Consider the following 20368-nt stretch of genomic DNA (forward strand, 5'->3'; position numbering starts at 1 on the left):
TCGACATGAACGTCACATGGGGTCGTTGGGCTCCACGAAAGGGGACTCAATGGAGCTCAAGCAGGTCGCGGTTCTCGGCGGTGGTCCAGGTGGTCTCTTCGCGGCGCGGCTTCTGAAGCTGCACCAGCCTGGCTGTCGTGTCGTCGTATACGAGCGCTCCGAGCCGGAGCGGACCTTCGGCTTCGGGGTCGGGCTCCAGACCGCGACCCAGCACAACCTGCGGCGTGCGGACCCGGAGCTGCTCGACGCCATTCTCGCCCGAGCGCTGCCACATGAGATGTCGATGTCGATCGGAGACGAGACTGTCGCGATGCCGATCCGGGACCTGATCGCTATCGGTCGCGGCACCTTGCTGGAGGTCCTGCGGGACCAAGCCGTCAGAGCTGGTGTCGAGCTGCGTTATGGCCAGCAGGTCTCCGCCGGTGACGTGCTGGCTGACTTGGTGATCGCCGCCGATGGCGTCAACAGTGCCACTCGGGAGAGCAGGGCTGACCAGTTCGGAGCGACCATCGACTGGCACAACAGCCTCTACCTGTGGTGCGGTGCGGACTTTGCGCTCCACAGGGCCCTGTTCCGACCCGAGACGACGGAGCACGGCGCATTTGTTGCACACGCGTACCCCTATGCCCCGGATCGCAGTACCTTCCTGATCGAGACTGACGCCGAAACTTGGAGCCGTGCCGGTTTCGACCGAAGCGGAGAGCAGGTTGTCTCCGGTGGAAACGACGAGGTGGCGTTGGACTATCTGTCCCAGACATTCGCCGGGACTCTCCGCGGCAGGCGGCTGATCGGTAACCAGACCCGGTGGCTTCGTTTCCGAACCGTGCGCTGCGAGCGGTGGCATGCTGGCAACGTCGTCCTGCTCGGCGATGCCGCTGCTACGGCGCACTACTCGATCGGGTCGGGCACGAAGCTCGCCATGGAGACGGCCATCGCGCTTGTCGCAGCCCTAGATGACGCTGATGACCTCGCGACCGCGCTCAGCTCCTTCGATGCCGCCCGCCGGCCCGCGGTGGAGCATCTCCAGGCGGTCGCGACACGCAGCATGCTCTGGTGGGACGACTTCCCGAATCGCCTGCACCTGCCCCTTGAACAGCTGCTGCTCGGATACATGACGCGCGCAGGGAAGGTCTCGCTGGACGGTTTCGCCGACACCGCCCCCGCGGTACTTCGTCGCGGCTTGGCCCAGTATGCCGGCGTGGCCGAGAGCGAGGTGCCCAGCGCGAACTTGACGGACTGGGTGCTGAGTCGCCCCCTGTTCTCCGGCGCACGCTCATGGCCCACTCGGACCGTCCAAGCCGGTGCGCTGGCCGGGGCTGGCCTCGCTGTGGTCGACGCAACGCGCTCATGGGAAGAGGCGCTCTCCGCGTTCGAGGCCTCCGAGAAGAAGCGGTGGGAGGGCGACCTGGTGGGTGCCCGGATCAGCTCCGACCATCGAGCGCTGGCCGCGGCTGCCCTGGCCAGCGGACGGGTGGACCTGATCGAGATCGATGAGTGAGCTTCTCTTCGCCGAGGACGTACTGCCTGGCACGGAGGTCGACCTCGGGGACTACACGGTCAGCCTTGAGGAGATCCTTGAATTCTCGCGGCAGTGGGACCCGCAGGGGTTCCATGTCGAACAATCGGCCACGGGATACTTCGGCGGGACGATCGCCAGTGGACTTCACTCAATGGCGATCCTGCAGCGCCTCTCCGTCCTGGGCGCCTACAGCGGGTGGGCGATCATCGCGGGTCGGCGCATCGCCGACGTTCGCTTCCTGGCTCCGACGCGCGCCGGTATGACACTGCACGGATCGTTCGTCGTTGACGCTGTGGAGATGCGTGACGCGCAGAAGGCGTTGGTCACTGTGTCCAAGAGACTGGTCAGCGGTGAGGTGTTGATCCTCACCGCTGTCCATGAGTTCTACATGTATCGCAGGACGTGACCTGCGGGATGTTAGAAGCGCTCCGCGACCCACGCGGTGATGACTTCTGCCGCGAGCTCGTTTCCGGTTGGCAGACCAGGAGCGAGTCGGTCGCCGAAGTGCGTGCCGTCGACCGCTGTAACGGTGAGGTCCTCGGCCGGGCACGCCCGCCGGAAGCGTTCGATGTCGGCAGGGAACGATGCCTGGTCGCCCGTGAACTCGACTAGCAGCGTCGGCACAGGACAACCCGCGATGCACGCCTCGAAGTCGGCGTTAGTGGTGGTGGTGCTCCAGGTCGACATCCAGGCTTCGGCCGTCGAGAGCCGACCGAAGCCGACCAGGCCGTGATTGGTCAGATCGGGACGTCGCCCGAAGAGCGATCCGTAGGGCCGCGCGTTCGGGTCGAGGCGAAGATCGATGTTCCGCAGGTCTGCGTCGGTCCGGTAGACCGGGAGCAGCGCCGGGGCGAGGCCGGAACGGCGTGCATCGACATCGCCGCTCGCCCGGCTGAGGGAGTTGGCGGAGCTGCGCTGTTCCGCGAGCTCCGCGGCGATGGTGTCGATCCGTGTGATCCGGGCGCGCTGTGCCACTCGGTAGGCCGCGACGAATTCATCGTCGAACTCCGAGGGCTCGGGTGCCTCGCGGAATCCGTTGGCCGGGTTGAAGGCGCTGAGGTCGGCGTCGATCGACAGCGGATCGGATTCGTTGATGACCGACGGATCGATCACCCGCGCCAGCAGTGCTCCCTGACCAGGATGGGGAGCCAACGGGATGAACCCGTCCGGCACTGGCATCTCTGTGTCCGCGAGCGGCACGGGGCGTCCCGAGGGTGTGTGCGTCAGCCGCTTCCCAGCCGAGAGGGAGGCTTGCTGGACATAGAACGCACCCAGGGTTCCGCCACCGGAGTGGCCAAGCACGACCACGTGGTCGAAGCCCTGCTCGCGCAGAAAGACGTGACCTGCCGCGAAGTCGATGATCGCCTGCTCGTGGAGCAGGTTCAGATCGTTGTTCGGCATCCGCGATCCCTGGGTCCACACCGCCAGGCCCGCGTGAAGAAGGTAGGGAACCAAGGCGTGAAAGGTCACGTCCTGACGCGGGTGCATGATCGTGACCACGGTGTTGGCTCCAGCAGGGCGACGTAGCACGCCTGCTACCTGTGCTTTGTCCGAGGTCCGGAGCTGATGGACCGTGGTCGCCACACCCGGCGGCTCGGCTGTCAGCTCGGTGTAGCGACCCGTTCCGAGTCCTCGCGTCGTCTCGCTCAACGTGCCTCCAGGACGAGAGCGTCCTTGTCCCATTGGACGATCCCATAGCCCTCGAGCCCTGCGATGCAGCTGTACCAAACGGCATGGCGCACACCAGTGCTGCGGCGATCGATCGAGAGACGTTCGGCGGCCTCGAGGACGAAGTATGGCCCAACGGTGGACACCGTGACGTTGGTCAGGCCGCGGGCGGTCTGCACGATGTCCTGATGCTCGGGGACATCGAGTATGAAGAGTCGCTGGGTCATGTCAGCGCACCTGCTGCTTCTGCCAGTTTTCGGCCCGCTCGACGATGAGCTCGGCCTTGCGGACCAAGAGGTCGTCCATCGTGTGTCCGGGGACCTTGGCGATGTCGACCAGGGCGTCGATCGTGATGTTCGCGTCCAGATCCTCCTGAGGCGTCACCGGGCGCATCGCTCGGGTGATCTCGACCATGTAACCGTTCGGGTCGTGGGTGTAGATCGACTCGATGGTCTCGTGCTGGATCTGCATCTCCACGGGCCACTCGCTGGCGTCGAGCCGGCGGCGGTACTCCATCATCGCCTCGTAGGACTCGACATGCAGTGCGACGTGGCGAGAACGGATGAACCAGGTGGGAGTCTCCTTCGGGAAACGGGCGTAGACGTCTCCGAGGCCCTCGGACAGGTCCGGCTTGGGCAGTCCGAAGTAATAGAAGAAGGCGATCCTGTCGTCACCGCCGATGTCGAAGAAGAAGTGGATGAAGTCTGGGTGCTCCTCGCCACCCCATCCGGCGGCGCAGATCGAGTGGACGACCGGGAAGCCGAGGACATCCCGATAGAAGTGAACCGTCTCCGCGGGGTCGAACGTCGGCCAGGCGGCGTGGTCCACGCCACGCACCAAGTGCTGGCCGGTGAGGTCGTCGGTCATGGTGGATCTCCTTTGTTCGGTGCGCGTCACGCCGACGCGACGGCCAGGTCCCGGCTGAGGAGCGATCCCGCTCCGGGGATGGTCAGAGGCAGTCCCCGGGCCGCCAGGATGCTGTAGGCGCCGGCGGTGGCGGCCGAGATCACGGGAATGCCGAGCTCCTTTTCTGCGAGGTCGACGAGGTCGAGCGAGGGCATCTGAACGCAGCAGGAGATGACCAGGGCATCGAGCTCTGCGGTGTCGATGGAGCGCGCCGCCTCCATAACCTGCTCGTTCGGGATGCAACCCACCGCGTGGTTGTCCTCGACCTCAAGGGCGCGCCAAGCGAGAACATCGAAGCCTTCTGACTCGATGTACTCGACGACCTGCTGAGCGAGCGGCCTCATGTACGGCATGACCAGTCCGACTCGCTTGGCGCCGAGAGCGTGCAGCCCCTCGACAAGGGCCCCCGCGCTGGAGCGAACCCCAGCCTGGGATTTGCCGGTCGCCAACTGCTCGGCGACCAGGCCCTCCACCCGTCGGTGCTCGTCAGGGCCGCCGACCATGATCGCCACCAAGCACGCGTAGAGGATCACATCAGGCGCCGCGTCGGCGATCTCGATCACGCAGCGCTCCCGCTGAGCGTTCATTCGGGCAAGCCCCTCGGGGGAGACCTGGTGCATGCGCATGCGGCTGCCGTGGAAGGAGAACGTTGCCTCCGGGTGCCGGGACAGGATCTTTGGCAGCTCCGTCTCGACGGTGACGTTGGAGCTCGGGACTACGAGTCCGACTCGTATGTGGGTCATGCGGATGCCTCTCCTGCTGTGACTGACAACCCTTCCATGCTTCGACATAGACGACAAAAAGTCAACACAAGTGTCAAGGGTATGGCGTTTCGCTAGTCTCCGCATATGGCTACTCCGGAGAATGAAGTCGTTGATACTGCTGAGGCTCGGCCGCGCGGCCGGCGGGGTTTGGTGCAGCAAGAGATCTTCGATCAGGCCACGAGCCTGTTCGCGCAGCGCGGCTACGCGGGGACGTCCCTGCAGGACATCGCTGATGCTGTGGGTCTCACCAGGCCGGCGCTGTATCACTATTTCCGGAACAAGGAGGAGCTGCTCGCCAAGCTGGTTGCGGAGGTCACGGTCGAAGCTGCGACGGACATCAGCAAGATCGCCCGACGCAAGGCTCTGAGCGCTGAGGAGAAGGTTCGTGAGATCGTCCGGCATACGGTGCGCAGCAATGGTCTCCACGCCGAGCGCTTCCGGCTCCTGATCCGCTCGGAGGCGGATCTGCCGGAAGGGGTGCGTGAGGCCTATGAGGCCAACCGGAAGTCTGTGCTGCATTCCCTGAGTCGGGTGATCGAGCAGGGCATTGACGCTGGCGTCTTCCGCGCGCAGATGCCCCAGGTTGCCGCGCTGGGGATCCTTGGGATCACGAACTGGGTTGCCTGGTGGTATCACCCGGGCTCGTCGTTCGACCTCGACGCTGTCAGTGAGGAGTTGGCTGACTTCGCGGTCCATGGTCTCGCTGCTGAGCTGGGGCGGCCTACGTCCGCTGGGCCTGTCGGCATTCTCCGAAGCATGCGCCGGGAGATCGATCGGCTTGAGAATCTTCTCCAGGGTGAAGATTGACGACAGTGTCTACCTATTGACGAATCCGTAAGACTCCCTTAAGTTGTGACACGCCTCACGCTAACTTTAGGGAGCCTTCAACATGGCCTATGTCATTGGTGTGGACGTCGGCGGGACGTTCACTGATGCGATTCTGGATGACGGCAACGGCACGGTCGTCGCGGCGAAGTCACCCACGACGCCGCCGAACTACTCGCAAGGCGTCATGGATGTCATCCATCAGCTCGCCGAGAATCTGGGCGAGCCCGTCGAGGTAATGCTCGACAAGACCCACCACATCGCACACGGCACCACGTCGTCGCTCAACGCGCTGGTGATGGGCACAGTGCCAGCCGTGGGTTTCCTGACCACCGCGGGCCACCGTGACTCGATCTACATCATGAACGTCGAGGGCCGCTATCTCGGCAGCGCACCCCACGAGCTACAGAGCGTCATGGGTCAGCGCAAGACCCACCTGATCCCGAAGAGCCAGGCCTATGAGGTCATCGAGCGGGTCGACCACGCCGGCAACGTTGTGGTCAAGCTCAACGAGGACTCCGTCCGTGAGTCCGTCGCCGCGCTCCTGGCCAAGGGCATCCGATCCATCGCCGTCTCCCTGCTTTGGTCGTTCCGCAACCCGGCGCATGAGCAGCGCGTTCGCGAGATCATCCAGGAGATCGACCCAGAGGTCTTTGTGGCGCTCTCGCACGAGGTCAGCCCACGCATCCGCGAGTTCTCACGTTCGTCGACGACGATCATGAGCGCCCAGATCGGCCCTGGTCTCCGGGACTACCTCGGTGAACTGGAGTCCCGTCTGACGGCCTCTGGGCTGAAGGGCCCGCTGTTGGTCATGCAGAGCAACGGTGGAGCTATTGCTGCCTCCGAGGCACCGGCCACTGCCATCAGCACCATCGGGTCGGTCCTCACCGGTGGAGTCGTTGGTGCGGTGAACCTCGGCCAGCAACTCGGCCACAAGAACATCATCTCGACTGATGTCGGAGGAACGACCTTCCTGGTCGGCCTCGTCGTCGACGGCGAGCCGGTCCGCACCAGCCAGACGATCATCAATCACCACCCGATCAACGTGCCCACGTTGGAGGTGCACGCGATCGGTTCTGGCGGTGGCGCCGTCGCCTGGATCGACCGTGGTGGGAATCTCCAGGTGGGTCCCCGTTCGGCGCAGTCAGTGCCCGGCCCCGCGTGCTACGGCGCCGGGGGTGTCGAGCCGACGAACACCGACGCGAACCTGGTCCTGGGCATTCTGCCCGAGACCGGCCTGGTCGGTGGCCGCAAGAAGCTCGACGTCCAGGCGGCCCGAGAGGCTATCCGGACCCACATCGCCGAGCCGCTCGGCATCTCCGTCGAGAATGCGGCTGCGGCGATCTACGCGATCCAAAACGCTCAGACCGGTGACTTGCTCAGGAAGACAGTGGTCGAGGCCGGCCACGATCCGCGTAACTTCGTGCTCTATGCGTTCGGGGGTGCCGGCCCCTCCTACTGTGCGGCTTACTCCGCCGAGGTGGGCGTCCGCGAGGTGGTCGTCCCACTCGGGCCGGTGGCCTCGGGCTTCTCTGCCTTCGGGCTTGCGGCCTCCGATGTCGTCCTCGCCCAGGAACTCTCCGACCCGGGCCAGATGCCGGTGTCCGCTACGGCGACTCAGCGGCACTTCGAGGAGCTCGAGGCTCGCCTAGGGGAGGCCTTGGCGCGCCAGAACCTCTCCTTCAAGGAGATCCAGTTTGTCCGCGAGATGGATCTGCGCTATACGGCGCAACTGGCCGAGGTGAGCGTCACAGTGCCCTCAGGCGATCTAGCCGAGGGCGAAATGATCGCAGCAATGAATGACTTCGAGGCGAAGTACGCTCACCTCTTCGGCGAGGGGACTGGGTTCTCGGCGGCCGGAATCCAATCGATCACGCTGCGCGTGCAGGCCACTGGCGTGCTTCCCTTCGACCCGCAGATGCCCGGCCTGGAGTCGGCGTCGAGCCCCGACCCGTCGAACGCGCAGTCGACGACCCGGCAGGTGTGCCTCGACGCCCAGATTGGCTACGTCGACACGCCCATCTACGACTACCGCAAGTTGCGGGCCGGGCATGTCGTCGCCGGGCCGGCCGTCATCGAAGTCGAGACCACGACGGTTGTCGTGCCCCCGAAGATGACAGGCACCGTCGATCACCTGGGCAATCTCAACATCATCACCCGAGACTGAATCAGAAACCGAGGAAACATATGTCCACCATGACGATTCCCGGGGCCGACCGCTTTTCCAGCCGACCCATCGATCCTGAGGTCTTGACCCAGAGCCTTGAGGGCGTGCTGCCCATGCACACGGTCACTCAAGAGCAGATCGATGAGCTCGATCCGTTGACCTACGAGGTGGTACGGCATCGCCTCTGGTCGGTGACCAACGAGATGGGTGAGACGCTCAAGCGGATGTCGGGGTCCCCCATCGTGACCGATGCCAACGACTTCGACTTCGCGATCTGCGACGAGGTTGGCCAGGAGGTCCAGGTGGGCCTCTACAACTGCATGCTCGCCGGCGCGATCGATCTTGCCATCTATTGGACCCTTCAGCACCGAGTGAAGAACCCAGGGGTCAAGGAGGGGGACATGTTCCTCGCCAACGACCCGTGGGTCGGCGGGGGCCTCCACCAGAACGACGTGATCGTCTACCAGCCGATCTTCCATGACGGGAAGCTCTTCGGATGGACCTCGGCGATCTGTCACGAGCCGGACCTCGGCGGCGTGGGACTGGGGTCGTTCAGCCCGTCGGCCACGGACGTCTTCTCCGAGGCGCTGCCGACCCCGCCGATCAAGGTGGTCCGCGACTTCGAGGTCCAGGAGGACGTTGCCGATGCATGGGTGCGTCGGTCCCGCGTACCCCTGCTGGTCAGCCTCGACCTGCGCGCGAAGGTCGGCGCGAACACGGTCGGTCGTGCGCGGCTGCTCGAGGTGATCGAGCAGTATGGTGCCGACACGGTGAAGGCCGTCATGAAGCGGATGATGAACGACGCGGAGGGGCGTCTCCGGGGCAAGCTCAAGAGCCTGCCCGATGGCAGCTGGAGCACCTCCGGCTACCAAGATCAGTCCCACGCGGGTGATCGGGGCGTCCACAAGATCTCGCTCACCATGACCAAGAAGGACGACCACCTCACCCTGGACTTCACCGGAACGGACGAGCAGAGAGGCGTCATCAACTGCACCTATGCCGGCATGCGTGGTGGCGCGATGCTTGCGATCATGCCGATGCTTGCCGACGACATCCCCTGGTCTGCAGGCGGCCTGATGCGCTGCTTCGACCTCATCGCGGAGGAGGGGAGCATCGTCAACGCCACCTTCCCTGCAGCGGTGAGCCGCGCCCCGATTGGGCCGGCATGGGCGCTCGGGGCCTTGGTGGCCGAGTGCCTGAGCCAGATGATGGACCGGACCGTCGAGTTCCGTGACCGTGTCCAGGCATCGTGCTGTGGCACCCACGACACTGCCGTCATGGCCGGCCTCGACCAGCGCGGCGAGACGCCGGTCCCGTTCCTCAATGTGGTGATGGACGTCGTGGCGGCGGGCTATGGTGCTCGCCCGCAGGTCGACGGCATGGACACCGGCGGCGTCTTCTGCATCCCGATGGGGCGCCTTCCTGATGTCGAGATGACCGAGTACCTCTACCCGCTGATGACGCTGTGGCGTCGCGAGGAGCCGGACTCGGGTGGCCCCGGCCGTCACCGCGGAGGGCTGAGCGGCTCCGCGGCCTTCATCCCATACGGCACCGAGGTGCCGGTGGGCCTGGTCATCGCATCGGCTGGCAAGAGTGTTTCGCAGAACGGTGGCCTCGCGGGCGGCTACCCGGGCAACACGGCCGTTGGCATGGTGGCTCGGAACACCGGTGTCAAGGACAAGATGGCCACAGGCGAGGTGCCGTTCGACCTCCAGACCCTCCAAGGGGACCATGAGCTCCAGCCCTGCTACGGCGAGACGTCCATCGCTCCCGGCGACCTGCTCTACCTGAACTGGCAGAGTGGCGGCGGCTACGGCGACCCGCTGCTGCGCGAGCCGCACCTGGTGGTCCACGACCTGGCCGAGGGCAAGATCACCGCGGAAGGAGCGGAGCAGTCCTACGGCGTCGTACTGGTCGACGGCGAGGTCAACCTCGATGGCACCGAGGCTCTGCGCTCACGGCACAGGGAGGAGCGGAAAGTACGTTCCACGGCACCTGCCACGAACTCGGGCAAGAGTCACGACCCGAATGTCGGCAAGCGGATCGACGACAACCTCGTCGCGATCGAAACTGAAGGGGTCGTGGCGGTGGCCTGTGCCCACTGTGGTCACGAGCTCGGCGACCCGCGTCGGGACAAGGCACTTAACGTCGCCTTCTTCGAAGGACCCACCTCCCTGGCCGGCCCGCAGGTCACGGCACATCCCGAGCAGTACGTCGACGATGAGGTCGTCTTCCGTCAGCTCAGCTGCCCGAGCTGCTACACGGCGATCTATTCCGGGGTCGTGCCGGCAGCGCACGTCGATCACATCCTGGACCTCGACCGCTACATGGCCGTCTGACACACCCCCGCAGTCACATGGGCCAGGCATCGCCTGGCCCATGTGCGTCTCCGGATTGGATCCGGTTCGGAAGGAAGAGAACATGCCAGAAGCAGTGATTGTCGCGGCCGCGCGGACGCCCATCGGCAGGGCGGTCAAAGGGTCGCTCAGGGAGATGCGACCCGACGAGCTGGCCGCGGCCGCGGTCAGAGCGACCGTTGAGAAGGTGCCGGGGCTCCAGCCAAGCGAGATCGACGACCTGATGCTCGGCTGCGCGATGCCTGGTGGCGAAGCAGGCTACAACCTAGGGAGGGTTGTAGCAGTCATGAACGGCTGGGACGAAGTGCCGGGTACCACTGTCACGCGCTACTGCGCCTCGTCCATCCAGACCACCCGGATGGCCTTCCATGCGATCAAATCCGGCGAAGGCGATGTCTTCGTCTCCGCCGGCGTGGAGGCGGTCTCGCGCCACTTCAAAGGCAGCTCGGACGAGCTTCCAGACACCAAGAATCCCCGGTTCGATGAAGCGATGGCCCGCACGACCCGCACCGCCGAGACCAACGAGACCTGGCACGACCCGCGGGAGGACGGGCTGGCGCCCGACATCTACATCCAGATGGGGCAGACCGCAGAGAACGTCGCGACGTTGCGTGGCCTGAGACGGGAGGATCTCGACCACTTCTCCGTCAGGTCTCAGAACCTCACGGAGAAGTCGATCCGCGAAGGTTTCTGGGCGCGTGAGATCACACCGATCACGAGCCCGGACGGAACGGTCGTCGTTGCCGACGACTGTCCCAGGCCAGGCACCACATACGAGACGGTCTCTCAGCTCAAACCCGCCTTCCGTGAAGGTGGTGTGGTCACCGCAGCGAACTGTTGTCCCCTGAACGACGGTGCTGCAGCGGTCGTGATCATGTCTGACACCAAAGCCGAGCAGCTTGGGGTGAGACCACTGGCACGCATCGTCTCGACGGGAGTATCCGCACTGTCGCCGGAACTCATGGGACTGGGACCCGTGGAGGCGACGAACCGCGCCCTTGATCGCGCGGGAATGACGATCGCAGACATCGATCTCGTGGAGATCAATGAGGCGTTTGCTGCTCAGGTGATCGCGTCGTACGAGGAGCTCGGCATCGACCTCGACCGGCTCAACGTCAACGGTGGCGCGATCGCTCTTGGTCACCCCTACGGGATGACCGGGGCGCGTCTTCAGGGCACGATGCTCAACTCGCTCGACTTCCATGACAAGACCACGGGGCTGATCACGCTGTGCGTCGGCGGTGGCCAAGGCATGGCTCTCATTCTCGAGCGAATCTAAATGGAGCGAGCATGAACGACTTCGCAGGGCGTTCGGCCCTGATCACCGGTGCCGCCCGAGGACTCGGGCTCGAGACCGCCAAGCGGCTTGCCGAGAAGGGGGCACGCGTAGCGGTGCTCGATCTCGACGAGCGCGCAGCGGCCACAGCCGCGCAGCAACTGCCGGGCGAGGGCCATGTCGGTGTAGGCGTGGACGTCGCACAGGCTTCGTCTGTCACCGCAGCGGTGGATCGGGTGCTCGACGCCTTCGGTGACCTTCACATCGCAGTCAACAACGCGGGGATCACCCGCGACAACCTGCTGCACAAGATGAGCGAGGACGATTGGGACGCTGTTCTCGACGTGCACCTCAAGGGGACCTTCCTGATAACCCGCGCCGTGCAGGCAACGATGGTCGCCCAGCGCTACGGACGCATCGTCAACACCTCCTCCGTCATCGCGCTCGGCAACCGCGGCCAGGCCAACTACGCCGCGGCCAAGGCAGGAATCCAGGCCTTCACCCGCACTGTTGCGATCGAGCTGGGCGGCTTCGGCGTTACGAGTAACGCGGTGGCTCCGGGCTTCATCGACACAGAGATGACCGCAGCCGTGGCGCGACGACTTGGTATGAGTGAGGAACAGTTCAACGAGTCCTTGGCGAAGCAGAACGTCGTGGGGCGTATGGGACAGCCAGCCGACATCGCCCATGCGGTGCTCTTCCTCGCGTCCGAGGCGGCCTCCTTCGTCACGGGCCAGACGATTTACGTCGACGGAGGATGGACCCTTGTCTAGAGGGATGCCAAGGAACGCACAGCAGCACCTGGTTGCCTACAACCTGCTGCTAGCGCACGCCTGAGCGCTCAAACACTGGCACCTCGAGCAGACCAAGACCCTTGACTCCTACATCCAGGACCAGTCGCCCTCCGGCCGATCCTGGCGAGCGATCTCGGCGATACGTACGCCGATCGTCTTTCGGCAGCCGTTAACGACGATCTAGCGATCGCGACCGGCGGTCTCGAGGAGGCGGAGCCAGATCTCGCTGATGGTCGGGTAGGCGGGGACGGCGTGCCAGAGGCGGTCGAGGGGGACCTCGCCGACGATCGCGATCGTGGCCGCGTGCAGGAGTTCGGAGATGTCGGGGCCGACCGCGGTGAAGCCGACCAGGACCTTGCGCTGCTCGTCGATGACCATCCGCGCCTGGCCGCGGTAGCCGTCGGCGTGCAGCGATGCGCCGGCGATCGAGCCGAGGTCGTAGTCGACGACGCCGACCTCGATGCCGGCGGCCTCGGCCGACGCGGCGGTGTGGCCGACGGCGACGACCTCGGGGTCGGTGAAGATCACCTGGGTGACGGCGCGCTCGTCGGCGGTGGCGGCGTGACGGCCCCACGTGCTCAGGTCGGGCTCCTCGCCGCGCGCCCGGGCCGCGATCAGGTCGCCCAGGGCGCGGGCCTGGTACTTCCCGTGATGGGTCAGCAGCGCTCGGTGGTTGATGTCACCGGCGGCGTAGAGCCAGCCGTCCTCGAGCCGGCCGCTGTCGTCGACCACGGCCAGGGCGTCGTCGACCGCCAGCCACTTACCGGGCGTCAGGCCGACGTGCTCCAGGCCGAGGTCCTTGGTGTTGGGCACCCGGCCGGTGGCGACGAGGACCTCGTCCGCGGTCACCTCGGCGCCGTCGGAGAGCGTCAGGTGCACCTCGCCGGTGTCGTCGCGACGGACCTCGCTCGCGTCGCGGTCCAAGAGCACCGAGACCCCGTACGTCCGGAGCGCATCGGCCACATGCTCACCCGCGAACTCCTCGACCCCTGCAAGGAGCCGGCTGCGCGAGATCAGGGTCACCTGCGACCCGAGGGCGCTGAAGGCGGTCGCCATCTCGACACCGACCACCCCGCCGCCGATGATCGCCAGGCGATCCGGGACGGACGTGGCAGCGGCAGCCTCACGGTTCGTCCAGGGGTCGGCCTCGTCCAAGCCGGGGACCGGCGGGGTGAGGGCGGAGGTGCCGGTGGCGATCACCACGGCCTGACGCGCCTGAAGGTTCGTGGTCGTGCCGTCCGAGTCGGTGACGGTGACCGTGCGGGTGCCGGTGATGCGGCCGTGTCCGCGGACCAGCGTGATCCCGGCACCGGTCAACCACTCGACCTGGCCGGCGTCCTTCCAGCCCGAGGTGAACTGGTCACGTCGGGCGAAGACGGCCTCGGCGTCGAGGGTGCCCGTGATCGCCTTTCCGGCGGCCGGCAGCGCCTTGGCGGCACGTAGCGCCGCCGCGTCCCGGAGCAGCGCCTTCGTCGGCATGCATGCCCAGTAGGAGCACTCACCACCCACCAGCTCGCGTTCGACGATGGCCGCGGTCAGACCGCCCTGCACCGCGCGGTCGGCGACGTTCTCCCCGGTCGGTCCGGCGCCGATGATGATGACGTCCACGGTGCGGTCTTGGCTGCTGCTGCTCATGTCAGTCGACCTTACTCGCGCGCTGGCGCAGTCGGAGGGCGGAAACGAGGAAGAAGATGCCGCCGAGCGTCGCGTAGCCGGCGAGGCTGGTGAGCGACGCGTTCGGGCCGGCGGCCATCAGGATGAAGCCGGTCCCGGCGAAGGTCGAGATCCCACCGCTCAGGATCATCGCCCACTGGCCGCCGAGCCGGTAGCGCCGAACCGCGACGATCAGCTGGACCAGACCTGCGGTGATCGCCCAGACGCCCCACACCTGCAGGACCCCGGGGATCCCGGAGGTGGCGGCGACCGCGACGCCGACGGCGGTGAGCAGGCTGAGCGCCATGTTGACGTAGAGGAGCGTCCGAGGGCCGCTCGCTCCGGAGGTGCGGAAGTCGACCACGGCCGCCGCCACGTCGAACAGGGGATAGATCACCAGCAGTGCAATGGTCGGGGCGTCGAGCGTCGACGCGGTCAGGGCGACCAGGACGGCCCAGCCGATCGCAAACCCGAAGCGAGCGACGTACAGCTTCGGAAGGCTGCCGGTCGCAGTGGACGGTGTGCCGGGACGGCCGGTCTCTACGGAGGTGGACATGGGATCCCCTTCTCAGATCAACCTGGGAGACAGAACGATCGTTCTATCTTGGTCGGAGTCTGTCGCAGTTCATCTGCAAATGCAAGACCGATCGTTCTGTCTGCTACGATCGACGCAGCGAGAACGAGGGGGATGGCGATGTCTGAGGCCCGGGATCGACTGCTCAGTACGGCAAGTCGGCTCTTCTACACCGAGGGTCTGCACTCGGTGGGCGTGGATCGTGTGATCGCCGAGGCGCAGGTCACGCGGGCGACGCTCTATCGCCATTTCCGGAGCAAGGACGAGCTCGTCGTGACGTACCTGACGCAGGCCGACGAGGCGATCCGGGCGCGCGTCGATGACGCCCGGGCGGGGGTTGAGGATCCCGACGACCTCATCCGGACCATCGGCCGGTCGATCGCCGCGGACATCCAGAGCGAGGGATTCCGAGGTTGTGCGTTCCTCAACGCGGCGGCCGAATACCCGGACCCGGCGCACATGGTCCACCAAGCTGTGCTCGAGCACCGGCGGTGGTTCCTGGCGACGGTCACCGAGCTCTTCTCGCAGACGGGAAAGCCGGATTCGGAGTTCGCAGGCCGCCACTTCGTGATGCTGCGCGACGGCGCCATGGCCGCCGGTTGTCTGACCGCTCCAGGACCCGTCTGCGAGACGTTCCTGCGTGGGCTCGAGGGGCTGCTCGCCTACCGCAGCGGGCTGAGGTAGGCGAGCAGCTGCGTCACGCGATGCCGTTGTCGGCCAGGAACTCCTTGGCGACCGTGGCGGGGTCGGTCTTGTCGACCTGCACCTCGGCGAGCGCGTCGGTGAGGTTCTCGGTGGTCAGCGCCTCGGAGACCGAGTTGAGGGCGGACTCGGCGTCGTCGGTGAGGACCTCCGAACGGATCAGCGGCACCACGTTCTGGGCGAGGAAGAGGTTCTTCGGGTCTTCCAGGACGACCCAGTCGTTGGTCGGGATCGCGGAGTCGGTGGTGAACACGTTGGCGACGTCGACGTCACCCTTCTTCAGTGCCGCGATGGTCAGCGGGCCGCCGGGATCGGTCGGGGTGAGCTCCTTGAAGGTGACGCCGTAGACCTTCTCGAGACCGGGTACGCCCTGGGCGCGCTTCTTGAACTCCGGGCTGGCGCCGAGAGAGAGGTCCTTGGCGACCGGCGCGAGATCCTCGATGCTGCTCAGGGAGTACTTCCCGGCCGTCTCCTTGGTGACCGTCAACGAGTCCTTGTCCTCGGCGGCCGACTGCGGAAGCGTCTGGCTGCCCTCCGGGAGTACGTCCTGGAGCGCGGTGTAGACGTCGTCGGGCGCGGAGACGCCCTCCGGCATGTCGCCCTCGGTCAGATAGGAGAGCAGACCGCCGTTGTACTCGGGCAGCAGGTCGATGTCACCGCTCTTGAAGGCCTCCATGTAGACCTCGCGCGAGCCGATGTTGGGCTTGGTCTCGACCTCGACGCCCTCGGCCTCGAGAGCCTGGGCGTACATCTCCATCAGCAGTTCGCTCTCGGGGAAGTTGGCGGAGCCGACGACGATCGTGCCGGCGTCCGAGTCGGATCCGGAGTCGGAGCCGGAGTCGAGCGGGTCGCCGCCACAGGCGGTCAGGGTGCCTGCGACGGCGATCGTCGCGAGCAGGTACGCGGTGGTACGGGTACGGCGGGACATCGGGATACCTCTCGGTTCTGCTGGATTGTTCAGCCGGCGGGTTCGGGCTTGGGCTCGGGACGGACGGTGGTGGGTCGGTTGTCGGCTCCGCGGCCGCCGACCCCTGGTGAGACGAGCAGCCGCTGTGTCCCCGCGAGCGCGAGGTCGATCACGACCGCGAGCACGGCGATCACGATCGCGCCGGCCACCACCTGGTCGTAATCGAGCGTCGCCAGCCCGTCGAAGAGATAGCGGCCGAGGCCGCCGAGGCCGGCGTACGCAGCGATCGTCGCGGTCGAGATCACCTGGAGGGTGGCGTTGCGCAGGCCACCGATGATGATCGGCAGCGCGATCGGGACCTCGACGCGCCAGGCGATCTGGGGCTCGGTCATGCCGACACCTCGCGCTGCGTCGACGGTCTCGTCGGCGACGGACCGGACCCCGGCGTACGTGGTGGCGAGGATGGGCGGGATCGCGAGCACGACCAGGGCGATCGTGACCGGGACCAGTCCGATCCCGACGACCGCGAGCGCGAGCATGAGCACGCCCAGGGTCGGCAGCGCGCGACCCGCGTTGCCGAGGTTGATGGCGAGCAGCGCACCACGCCCGGTGTGGCCGATCAGCAGGCCGATCGGGAACGCGATCACGGCCGCGATCAACAGGGCGAGGGCGGTGTAGCCGAGGTGCTCGAGGATGCGCTGCGGGAACCCTTCGGGGTTGCTCAGCGACCAGTTGGCGGCGTCGAGCAGGTAGTCGAGACTCATCGCGAACCCGCTCTCGCCCAAGGGGTGAGCCGGCGTTGGACCCCGACGATGAAGACGTCGGCGACGACCGCGAGCGCGACCGAGAGGACCAGTCCGATGACGATCGGTGGCAGGTAGAAGCCGAGCTGGAATCCTCGGGTGAAGAGCTGGCCGAGACCACCGATGCCGATCAGGGCGGCGACGCTGACCATGCTCACGTTGGCCACCGTCGCGACCCGGAGTCCGGTCAGGATCACCGGCATCGCCAGCGGCAGCTGGACGGTGAACCAGCGGCGTACGGGCCGATAGCCCATCGCGGAGGCCGCTTGGAGGACGGTCGGGTCGACGGCGTCGAGGCCGTCGGCGGTCGTGCGGACGAGCAGAGCGAGCGAGTAGAGCGTGAGCGCGATGACCACGTTGAGCGGGTCGAGGACGCTGGTGCCGAGGATGCCCGGGAGCAGCAGGAGCAGGGCCAGCGACGGGACCGTGTAGATCACGCTTCCGGCGGTGAGCGCCACGTGGCGCACCGGGCCGTAGCGTTGGACCAGAGCACCCAGCGGCAGCGCGAGGACGAACGCGATCGTCACGGGCAACAGGGCGAGCCAGATGTGCTGGACGAGTGCGGTGAGAACGTCGTCACCGTTGGTGCGGAGATAGCTCCACAGGTCGCTCACGTCGCCACCCCCGTAGCGCGGGCGCGAGTGTACGGACGCGGCGGCGTGATGATTGTCCGGTTCGCTCGCTTGCGCTCGCTCACCCAACCTCCTCGACCGTGGCCAGTGCCGTCAGCCGCTCCCGCTGCTGGGTCCGTACGCTGCCGGCCAGATCCTCGAGCAGGACCAGTCCGTCGGCACGGCCCTCGGCGTCGACCCGCACCGCGGCGCCCGCGGGCGAGAGGATGACCAGGTCCGTGACCGTACGCAGGTTGGCACCGTCACGGAAGGTGCCCTCGGTCGGGAGGAGCCCCTCGGTGCCGCGCCAGCCCAGCGGTCGGCCGTCGACGTCGACCTCGAGAGCGAGCCCGTCGATGCCGTGGTCGACGGGTCTGAGCGTGATCTCGCTCCCGTCGGCGAACCCGAGGCCGCGGAAGCCACGGTCGCGGCCCACGAGCGCGGCGACGAAATCGTCGGCGGGGGCGGCGAGGAGGTCGGCCGGTGGTGCGAACTGGGCCAGTCGGGCGCCCTGCGCGAAGACGGCCACCTCGTCGCCGAGCCGGATCGCCTCATCGATGTCGTGGGTGACCAGGACGATCGTCTTGCCGAGCTCGCCCTGGAGCCGGAGCAGCTCCTGCTGGAGGTCGTCGCGCACGACCGGGTCGACGGCCGAGAACGGTTCGTCCATGAGGAGCACCGGCGGGTCGGCCGCGAGGGCGCGGGCGACACCGACGCGCTGCTGCTGGCCGCCCGAGAGCTGGGACGGGTAGCGCTCGCCGAGGTTGGCCGGGAGCCCGACGCGTTCGAGCAGGCCGAGGGCGCTCGAGCGTGCGTCCCGCCGGGTGACGCCCTGAAGGATCGGGACCGTCGCGACGTTGTCGAGGACTGTGCGGTGCGGGAAGAGCCCGGCGCCCTGGATCACATAGCCGATCTCGCGCCGCAGCTCCGCCTCCGGGCGGGTGGTGACGTCTTTGCCGTCGATCAGGATGCGGCCGGCGGTCGGCTCGATCATCCGGTTGATCATCCGCAGCGCGGTCGTCTTGCCGCAGCCCGACGGCCCGACGAACACGGTGATCTGCCCGGTCTCGACCTTCAAGGAGAGCTCGTCCACGGCGACGGTGCCGTCCGGATAGCGCTTGGTCACGCTCTCGAACTCGATCACAGCCACCGCTCCTGTCTGTCGCTCTCCACCTGCGGACGCCGTTTCACAAGATCTTCAGCCTGCCAGATCAGGGGAAGGAACAGAAGATATTAAACAGATAGGCAAAGTCGCGTTAGTTGCCCGTGACCGGGCTTGATGCCTGAATGTGCCACATGCGTCCCGCCCATCCGGGCAACCTGGATCCCGCGTCCGCGATGTCGCAGCGAGATGCGCGTCACGGATGACATGCTTCAGTCGTCCAGCGGACGCAGCTCGTCGGCATAGGAGATCGAGACACGGCGCATCACGCCGTCCTCGCTGATCGCGTACTGACCCATCCGCCACAGCGGCGGCGAGTAGGCATGGATCGAGACGGAACCGTCGGCCGCGCCGCTCATCCGGTGGATGTGGTCGGGTCCGAAGCCGAAGCTTCGTCCCGCGCCGACCTCCCGCTGTACCGGCACGCTGCCGAACCTCGGCTGCTGCTCGTAGACCGATCCGTGGGTGACCGCGACCGCACCCGAGGAGATGTCGTGGTCGTGCCAGCCGGTGTCGTCGACGGTGTTCCAGCACAGCAGCCAGACGTCGATGTCCTTGTCGCGGTAGAGCGAGACGTAGTGGCGACTGCCGGTGTCGTGGCGGACCAGATGCCCCCACCGCTCGGGGTGTGCGGCGAGCTCGTCGACCCACGTGCGGAGCTCGGCGGGAGTGAGCGCGCGTCCCGGCAGGCCGGGCAGATCAGCGGCGCTCAGAACCGTGTCGACGATGGGCTCCGTCACGGTCGGTTCGGCGATGGTCATCGGTCTCCTCCGGTGAGCAGATGGTGTGGGTTGGCGACGAAGATCGCCCTGGTCAGGGCGTCGCCGAGGCCGGGATCGGTCGGCTCGGCGTACGGCCGGTCCGAGCCGTTCACGAGCGGATCGACCCCGACCACGCGCGATATCGCGTCGATCGCCTGCGTGCCGTAGGACGAGGTCTCGTAGTAGACGTGCCGGTCGATCGCGCCTAGCCGACCTCCGCGCTGGGCGAGGCGCTCGTGGTGGAGCGGCGCCAGACCGGCCAGCCCCACGAACGCGATCCGCAGCGTCGGCAGCAGCGACCTGCCCGCGACGTGCCAGGCGTGCCAGGCGGCACTCTGCTGGGCGACGTACGAGGTCAGGGCGGGCCACCACCCGGGCAGTGCATCTGTGTGGCCGGCCGCGGCGCTCGCGGGTCCCGGGTGCACGAGGACAGGCAGGCCGGCCTGCTGGGCCGTCGTGAGCATCGGAGCGAGGGCTTCGAGCGCGGCCGGAGTCGCCAGCGCGGTCGCCGGCACCTGGAGACCGTGGACGTGGTCGTGCTCGAGAGTCGTCGCGAGCCTGCCGAGGTCAGGCTCGTCGAGCCCCGGCGCGGCCCACAGGCCGTACTCGGCAGGCAGGTCGTCGGCGAAGCCGTGCCAGGCTTCCAGCAGCGGGAGCGCCTGGTCGGCGGGGAGGGACTCGATCCCCAGCGGGCTGGAGAGGGACAGCAGTACGAGGCCGTCCTCCTGCTCCGCTCGGCGGGTGAGGTCGTGGTCTGCGGGGTCGACGGAGTAGGGCGGCTCGCCGTCGAGGTGGAGCACCCAGCCGTCGAGATACGGCCGCTGCTGCCGGCGGCGCAGCTCCTCGACCAGCGCCGGCGGCCACAGATGCTGGTGGACATCGACAGGACGCTGCATGCGGTAAGTCAATATGTTTAGTC

20 protein-coding genes are annotated in these 20368 nt (G+C 66.8%); 8 read left to right on the forward strand and 12 right to left on the reverse strand.

The window, feature by feature from the left end; genetic code table 11:
- The first annotated feature begins 49 nt into the window (after positions 1-49).
- Positions 50-1498, forward strand: a complete 1449-nt coding sequence (locus BJ988_RS25195; RefSeq protein ID WP_179660591.1) for an FAD-dependent monooxygenase — start codon at positions 50-52, stop codon at positions 1496-1498.
- Positions 1491-1925, forward strand: a complete 435-nt coding sequence (locus tag BJ988_RS25200) for a MaoC/PaaZ C-terminal domain-containing protein (RefSeq protein WP_179660592.1) — start codon at positions 1491-1493, stop codon at positions 1923-1925. The genes BJ988_RS25195 and BJ988_RS25200 overlap by 8 nt, the downstream gene beginning before the upstream one ends.
- A gap of 11 nt (positions 1926-1936) precedes the next feature.
- Here the strand turns inward: BJ988_RS25200 and BJ988_RS25205 are convergent, their stop codons facing one another.
- Genes BJ988_RS25205 through BJ988_RS25220 form a run of 4 tightly spaced genes read right to left on the reverse strand, consistent with a single transcriptional unit; the run spans position 1937 to position 4836 of the window.
- A complete protein-coding gene (locus tag BJ988_RS25205) occupies positions 1937-3169 on the reverse strand; it encodes an alpha/beta fold hydrolase (RefSeq protein ID WP_179660593.1) in 1233 nt (410 codons plus the stop codon).
- Entirely contained in the window at positions 3166-3414 is a 249-nt protein-coding gene (locus BJ988_RS25210; RefSeq protein WP_179660594.1) for a hypothetical protein, read from the reverse strand. Before BJ988_RS25210 ends, BJ988_RS25205 begins: the two co-directional genes overlap by 4 nt.
- Before the next feature lies 1 nt (position 3415).
- Positions 3416-4054, reverse strand: coding sequence for a VOC family protein (locus BJ988_RS25215; protein WP_179660595.1), 639 nt, complete (start codon positions 4052-4054; stop codon positions 3416-3418).
- A 26-nt stretch (positions 4055-4080) separates the two neighbouring features.
- Positions 4081-4836 (reverse strand): maleate cis-trans isomerase family protein, encoded by a 756-nt coding sequence (locus tag BJ988_RS25220; protein WP_179660596.1) that lies wholly within the window; start codon positions 4834-4836, stop codon positions 4081-4083.
- Between the two features lie 105 nt (positions 4837-4941).
- On the opposite strand from BJ988_RS25220, the gene BJ988_RS25225 reads away from it, so the two are divergent.
- The 5 genes from BJ988_RS25225 (at position 4942) to fabG (ending at position 12255) form a co-directional block, all read left to right on the forward strand.
- Positions 4942-5664 carry a TetR/AcrR family transcriptional regulator gene (locus BJ988_RS25225; RefSeq protein ID WP_179660597.1) on the forward strand — a complete coding sequence of 241 codons (723 nt, stop codon included), beginning with the start codon at positions 4942-4944 and terminating at the stop codon, positions 5662-5664.
- Positions 5665-5746: 82 nt separating this feature from the next.
- Entirely contained in the window at positions 5747-7849 is a 2103-nt protein-coding gene (locus BJ988_RS25230; protein WP_179660598.1) for a hydantoinase/oxoprolinase family protein, read from the forward strand.
- Between the two features lie 83 nt (positions 7850-7932).
- On the forward strand, positions 7933-10188 hold the full coding sequence (locus BJ988_RS25235) for a hydantoinase B/oxoprolinase family protein (protein WP_246321567.1): 2256 nt from the start codon (positions 7933-7935) through the stop codon (positions 10186-10188).
- 82 nt (positions 10189-10270) lie between these two features.
- Complete coding sequence (locus tag BJ988_RS25240; RefSeq protein WP_179660600.1) at positions 10271-11485, forward strand: acetyl-CoA C-acetyltransferase; 1215 nt, start codon at positions 10271-10273, stop codon at positions 11483-11485.
- A gap of 11 nt (positions 11486-11496) precedes the next feature.
- Positions 11497-12255 (forward strand): 3-oxoacyl-ACP reductase FabG, encoded by a 759-nt coding sequence (gene fabG / locus BJ988_RS25245; RefSeq protein ID WP_179660601.1) that lies wholly within the window; start codon positions 11497-11499, stop codon positions 12253-12255.
- A gap of 201 nt (positions 12256-12456) precedes the next feature.
- Here the strand turns inward: fabG and BJ988_RS25250 are convergent, their stop codons facing one another.
- Positions 12457-13911 carry a dihydrolipoyl dehydrogenase family protein gene (locus BJ988_RS25250; protein ID WP_179660602.1) on the reverse strand — a complete coding sequence of 485 codons (1455 nt, stop codon included), beginning with the start codon at positions 13909-13911 and terminating at the stop codon, positions 12457-12459.
- Between the two features lies 1 nt (position 13912).
- Positions 13913-14485, reverse strand: coding sequence for a hypothetical protein (locus BJ988_RS25255; protein WP_179660603.1), 573 nt, complete (start codon positions 14483-14485; stop codon positions 13913-13915).
- Between the two features lie 138 nt (positions 14486-14623).
- Here BJ988_RS25255 and BJ988_RS25260 point away from each other — a divergent pair, with 138 nt between their 5' ends.
- Positions 14624-15187 carry a TetR/AcrR family transcriptional regulator gene (locus BJ988_RS25260; protein ID WP_179660604.1) on the forward strand — a complete coding sequence of 188 codons (564 nt, stop codon included), beginning with the start codon at positions 14624-14626 and terminating at the stop codon, positions 15185-15187.
- A gap of 13 nt (positions 15188-15200) precedes the next feature.
- Here the strand turns inward: BJ988_RS25260 and BJ988_RS25265 are convergent, their stop codons facing one another.
- The 6 genes from BJ988_RS25265 to BJ988_RS25290 all read right to left on the reverse strand — a co-directional run bounded on the left by BJ988_RS25265 (position 15201) and on the right by BJ988_RS25290 (position 20345).
- Entirely contained in the window at positions 15201-16133 is a 933-nt protein-coding gene (locus tag BJ988_RS25265) for an ABC transporter substrate-binding protein (RefSeq protein WP_179660605.1), read from the reverse strand.
- Between the two features lie 29 nt (positions 16134-16162).
- Entirely contained in the window at positions 16163-16876 is a 714-nt protein-coding gene (locus tag BJ988_RS25270) for an ABC transporter permease (RefSeq protein WP_179660606.1), read from the reverse strand.
- A complete protein-coding gene (locus BJ988_RS25275; protein WP_179660607.1) occupies positions 16873-17529 on the reverse strand; it encodes an ABC transporter permease subunit in 657 nt (218 codons plus the stop codon). The genes BJ988_RS25270 and BJ988_RS25275 overlap by 4 nt, the downstream gene beginning before the upstream one ends.
- A 79-nt stretch (positions 17530-17608) precedes the next feature.
- A complete protein-coding gene (locus BJ988_RS25280) occupies positions 17609-18670 on the reverse strand; it encodes an ATP-binding cassette domain-containing protein (protein WP_179660608.1) in 1062 nt (353 codons plus the stop codon).
- A 230-nt stretch (positions 18671-18900) separates the two neighbouring features.
- Positions 18901-19449, reverse strand: coding sequence for a cysteine dioxygenase (locus BJ988_RS25285; protein WP_179660609.1), 549 nt, complete (start codon positions 19447-19449; stop codon positions 18901-18903).
- The gene (locus BJ988_RS25290; protein WP_179660610.1) at positions 19446-20345 is read right to left on the reverse strand and encodes an amidohydrolase family protein; all 900 of its coding nucleotides are present in this window, start codon (positions 20343-20345) and stop codon (positions 19446-19448) included. Before BJ988_RS25290 ends, BJ988_RS25285 begins: the two co-directional genes overlap by 4 nt.
- Positions 20346-20368: the final 23 nt, after the last annotated feature.

The sequence above is a fragment of the Nocardioides panzhihuensis genome, from assembly GCF_013408335.1.
In the GTDB taxonomy this organism is placed as follows: domain Bacteria; phylum Actinomycetota; class Actinomycetes; order Propionibacteriales; family Nocardioidaceae; genus Nocardioides; species Nocardioides panzhihuensis.

Coding starts and splice junctions, on each gene's coding strand:
- BJ988_RS25195 (WP_179660591.1), top strand. CDS start 50: ATGGAGCTCAAGCAGGTCGCGGTTCTCGGCGGTGGTCCAGGTGGTCTC.
- BJ988_RS25200 (WP_179660592.1), top strand. CDS start 1,491: ATGAGTGAGCTTCTCTTCGCCGAGGACGTACTGCCTGGCACGGAGGTC.
- BJ988_RS25210 (WP_179660594.1), bottom strand. CDS start 3,414: ATGACCCAGCGACTCTTCATACTCGATGTCCCCGAGCATCAGGACATC.
- BJ988_RS25215 (WP_179660595.1), bottom strand. CDS start 4,054: ATGACCGACGACCTCACCGGCCAGCACTTGGTGCGTGGCGTGGACCAC.
- BJ988_RS25220 (WP_179660596.1), bottom strand. CDS start 4,836: ATGACCCACATACGAGTCGGACTCGTAGTCCCGAGCTCCAACGTCACC.
- BJ988_RS25225 (WP_179660597.1), top strand. CDS start 4,942: ATGGCTACTCCGGAGAATGAAGTCGTTGATACTGCTGAGGCTCGGCCG.
- BJ988_RS25230 (WP_179660598.1), top strand. CDS start 5,747: ATGGCCTATGTCATTGGTGTGGACGTCGGCGGGACGTTCACTGATGCG.
- BJ988_RS25240 (WP_179660600.1), top strand. CDS start 10,271: ATGCCAGAAGCAGTGATTGTCGCGGCCGCGCGGACGCCCATCGGCAGG.
- fabG (WP_179660601.1), top strand. CDS start 11,497: ATGAACGACTTCGCAGGGCGTTCGGCCCTGATCACCGGTGCCGCCCGA.
- BJ988_RS25250 (WP_179660602.1), bottom strand. CDS start 13,911: ATGAGCAGCAGCAGCCAAGACCGCACCGTGGACGTCATCATCATCGGC.
- BJ988_RS25255 (WP_179660603.1), bottom strand. CDS start 14,485: ATGTCCACCTCCGTAGAGACCGGCCGTCCCGGCACACCGTCCACTGCG.
- BJ988_RS25260 (WP_179660604.1), top strand. CDS start 14,624: ATGTCTGAGGCCCGGGATCGACTGCTCAGTACGGCAAGTCGGCTCTTC.
- BJ988_RS25265 (WP_179660605.1), bottom strand. CDS start 16,133: ATGTCCCGCCGTACCCGTACCACCGCGTACCTGCTCGCGACGATCGCC.
- BJ988_RS25270 (WP_179660606.1), bottom strand. CDS start 16,876: ATGAGTCTCGACTACCTGCTCGACGCCGCCAACTGGTCGCTGAGCAAC.
- BJ988_RS25285 (WP_179660609.1), bottom strand. CDS start 19,449: ATGACCATCGCCGAACCGACCGTGACGGAGCCCATCGTCGACACGGTT.
- BJ988_RS25290 (WP_179660610.1), bottom strand. CDS start 20,345: ATGCAGCGTCCTGTCGATGTCCACCAGCATCTGTGGCCGCCGGCGCTG.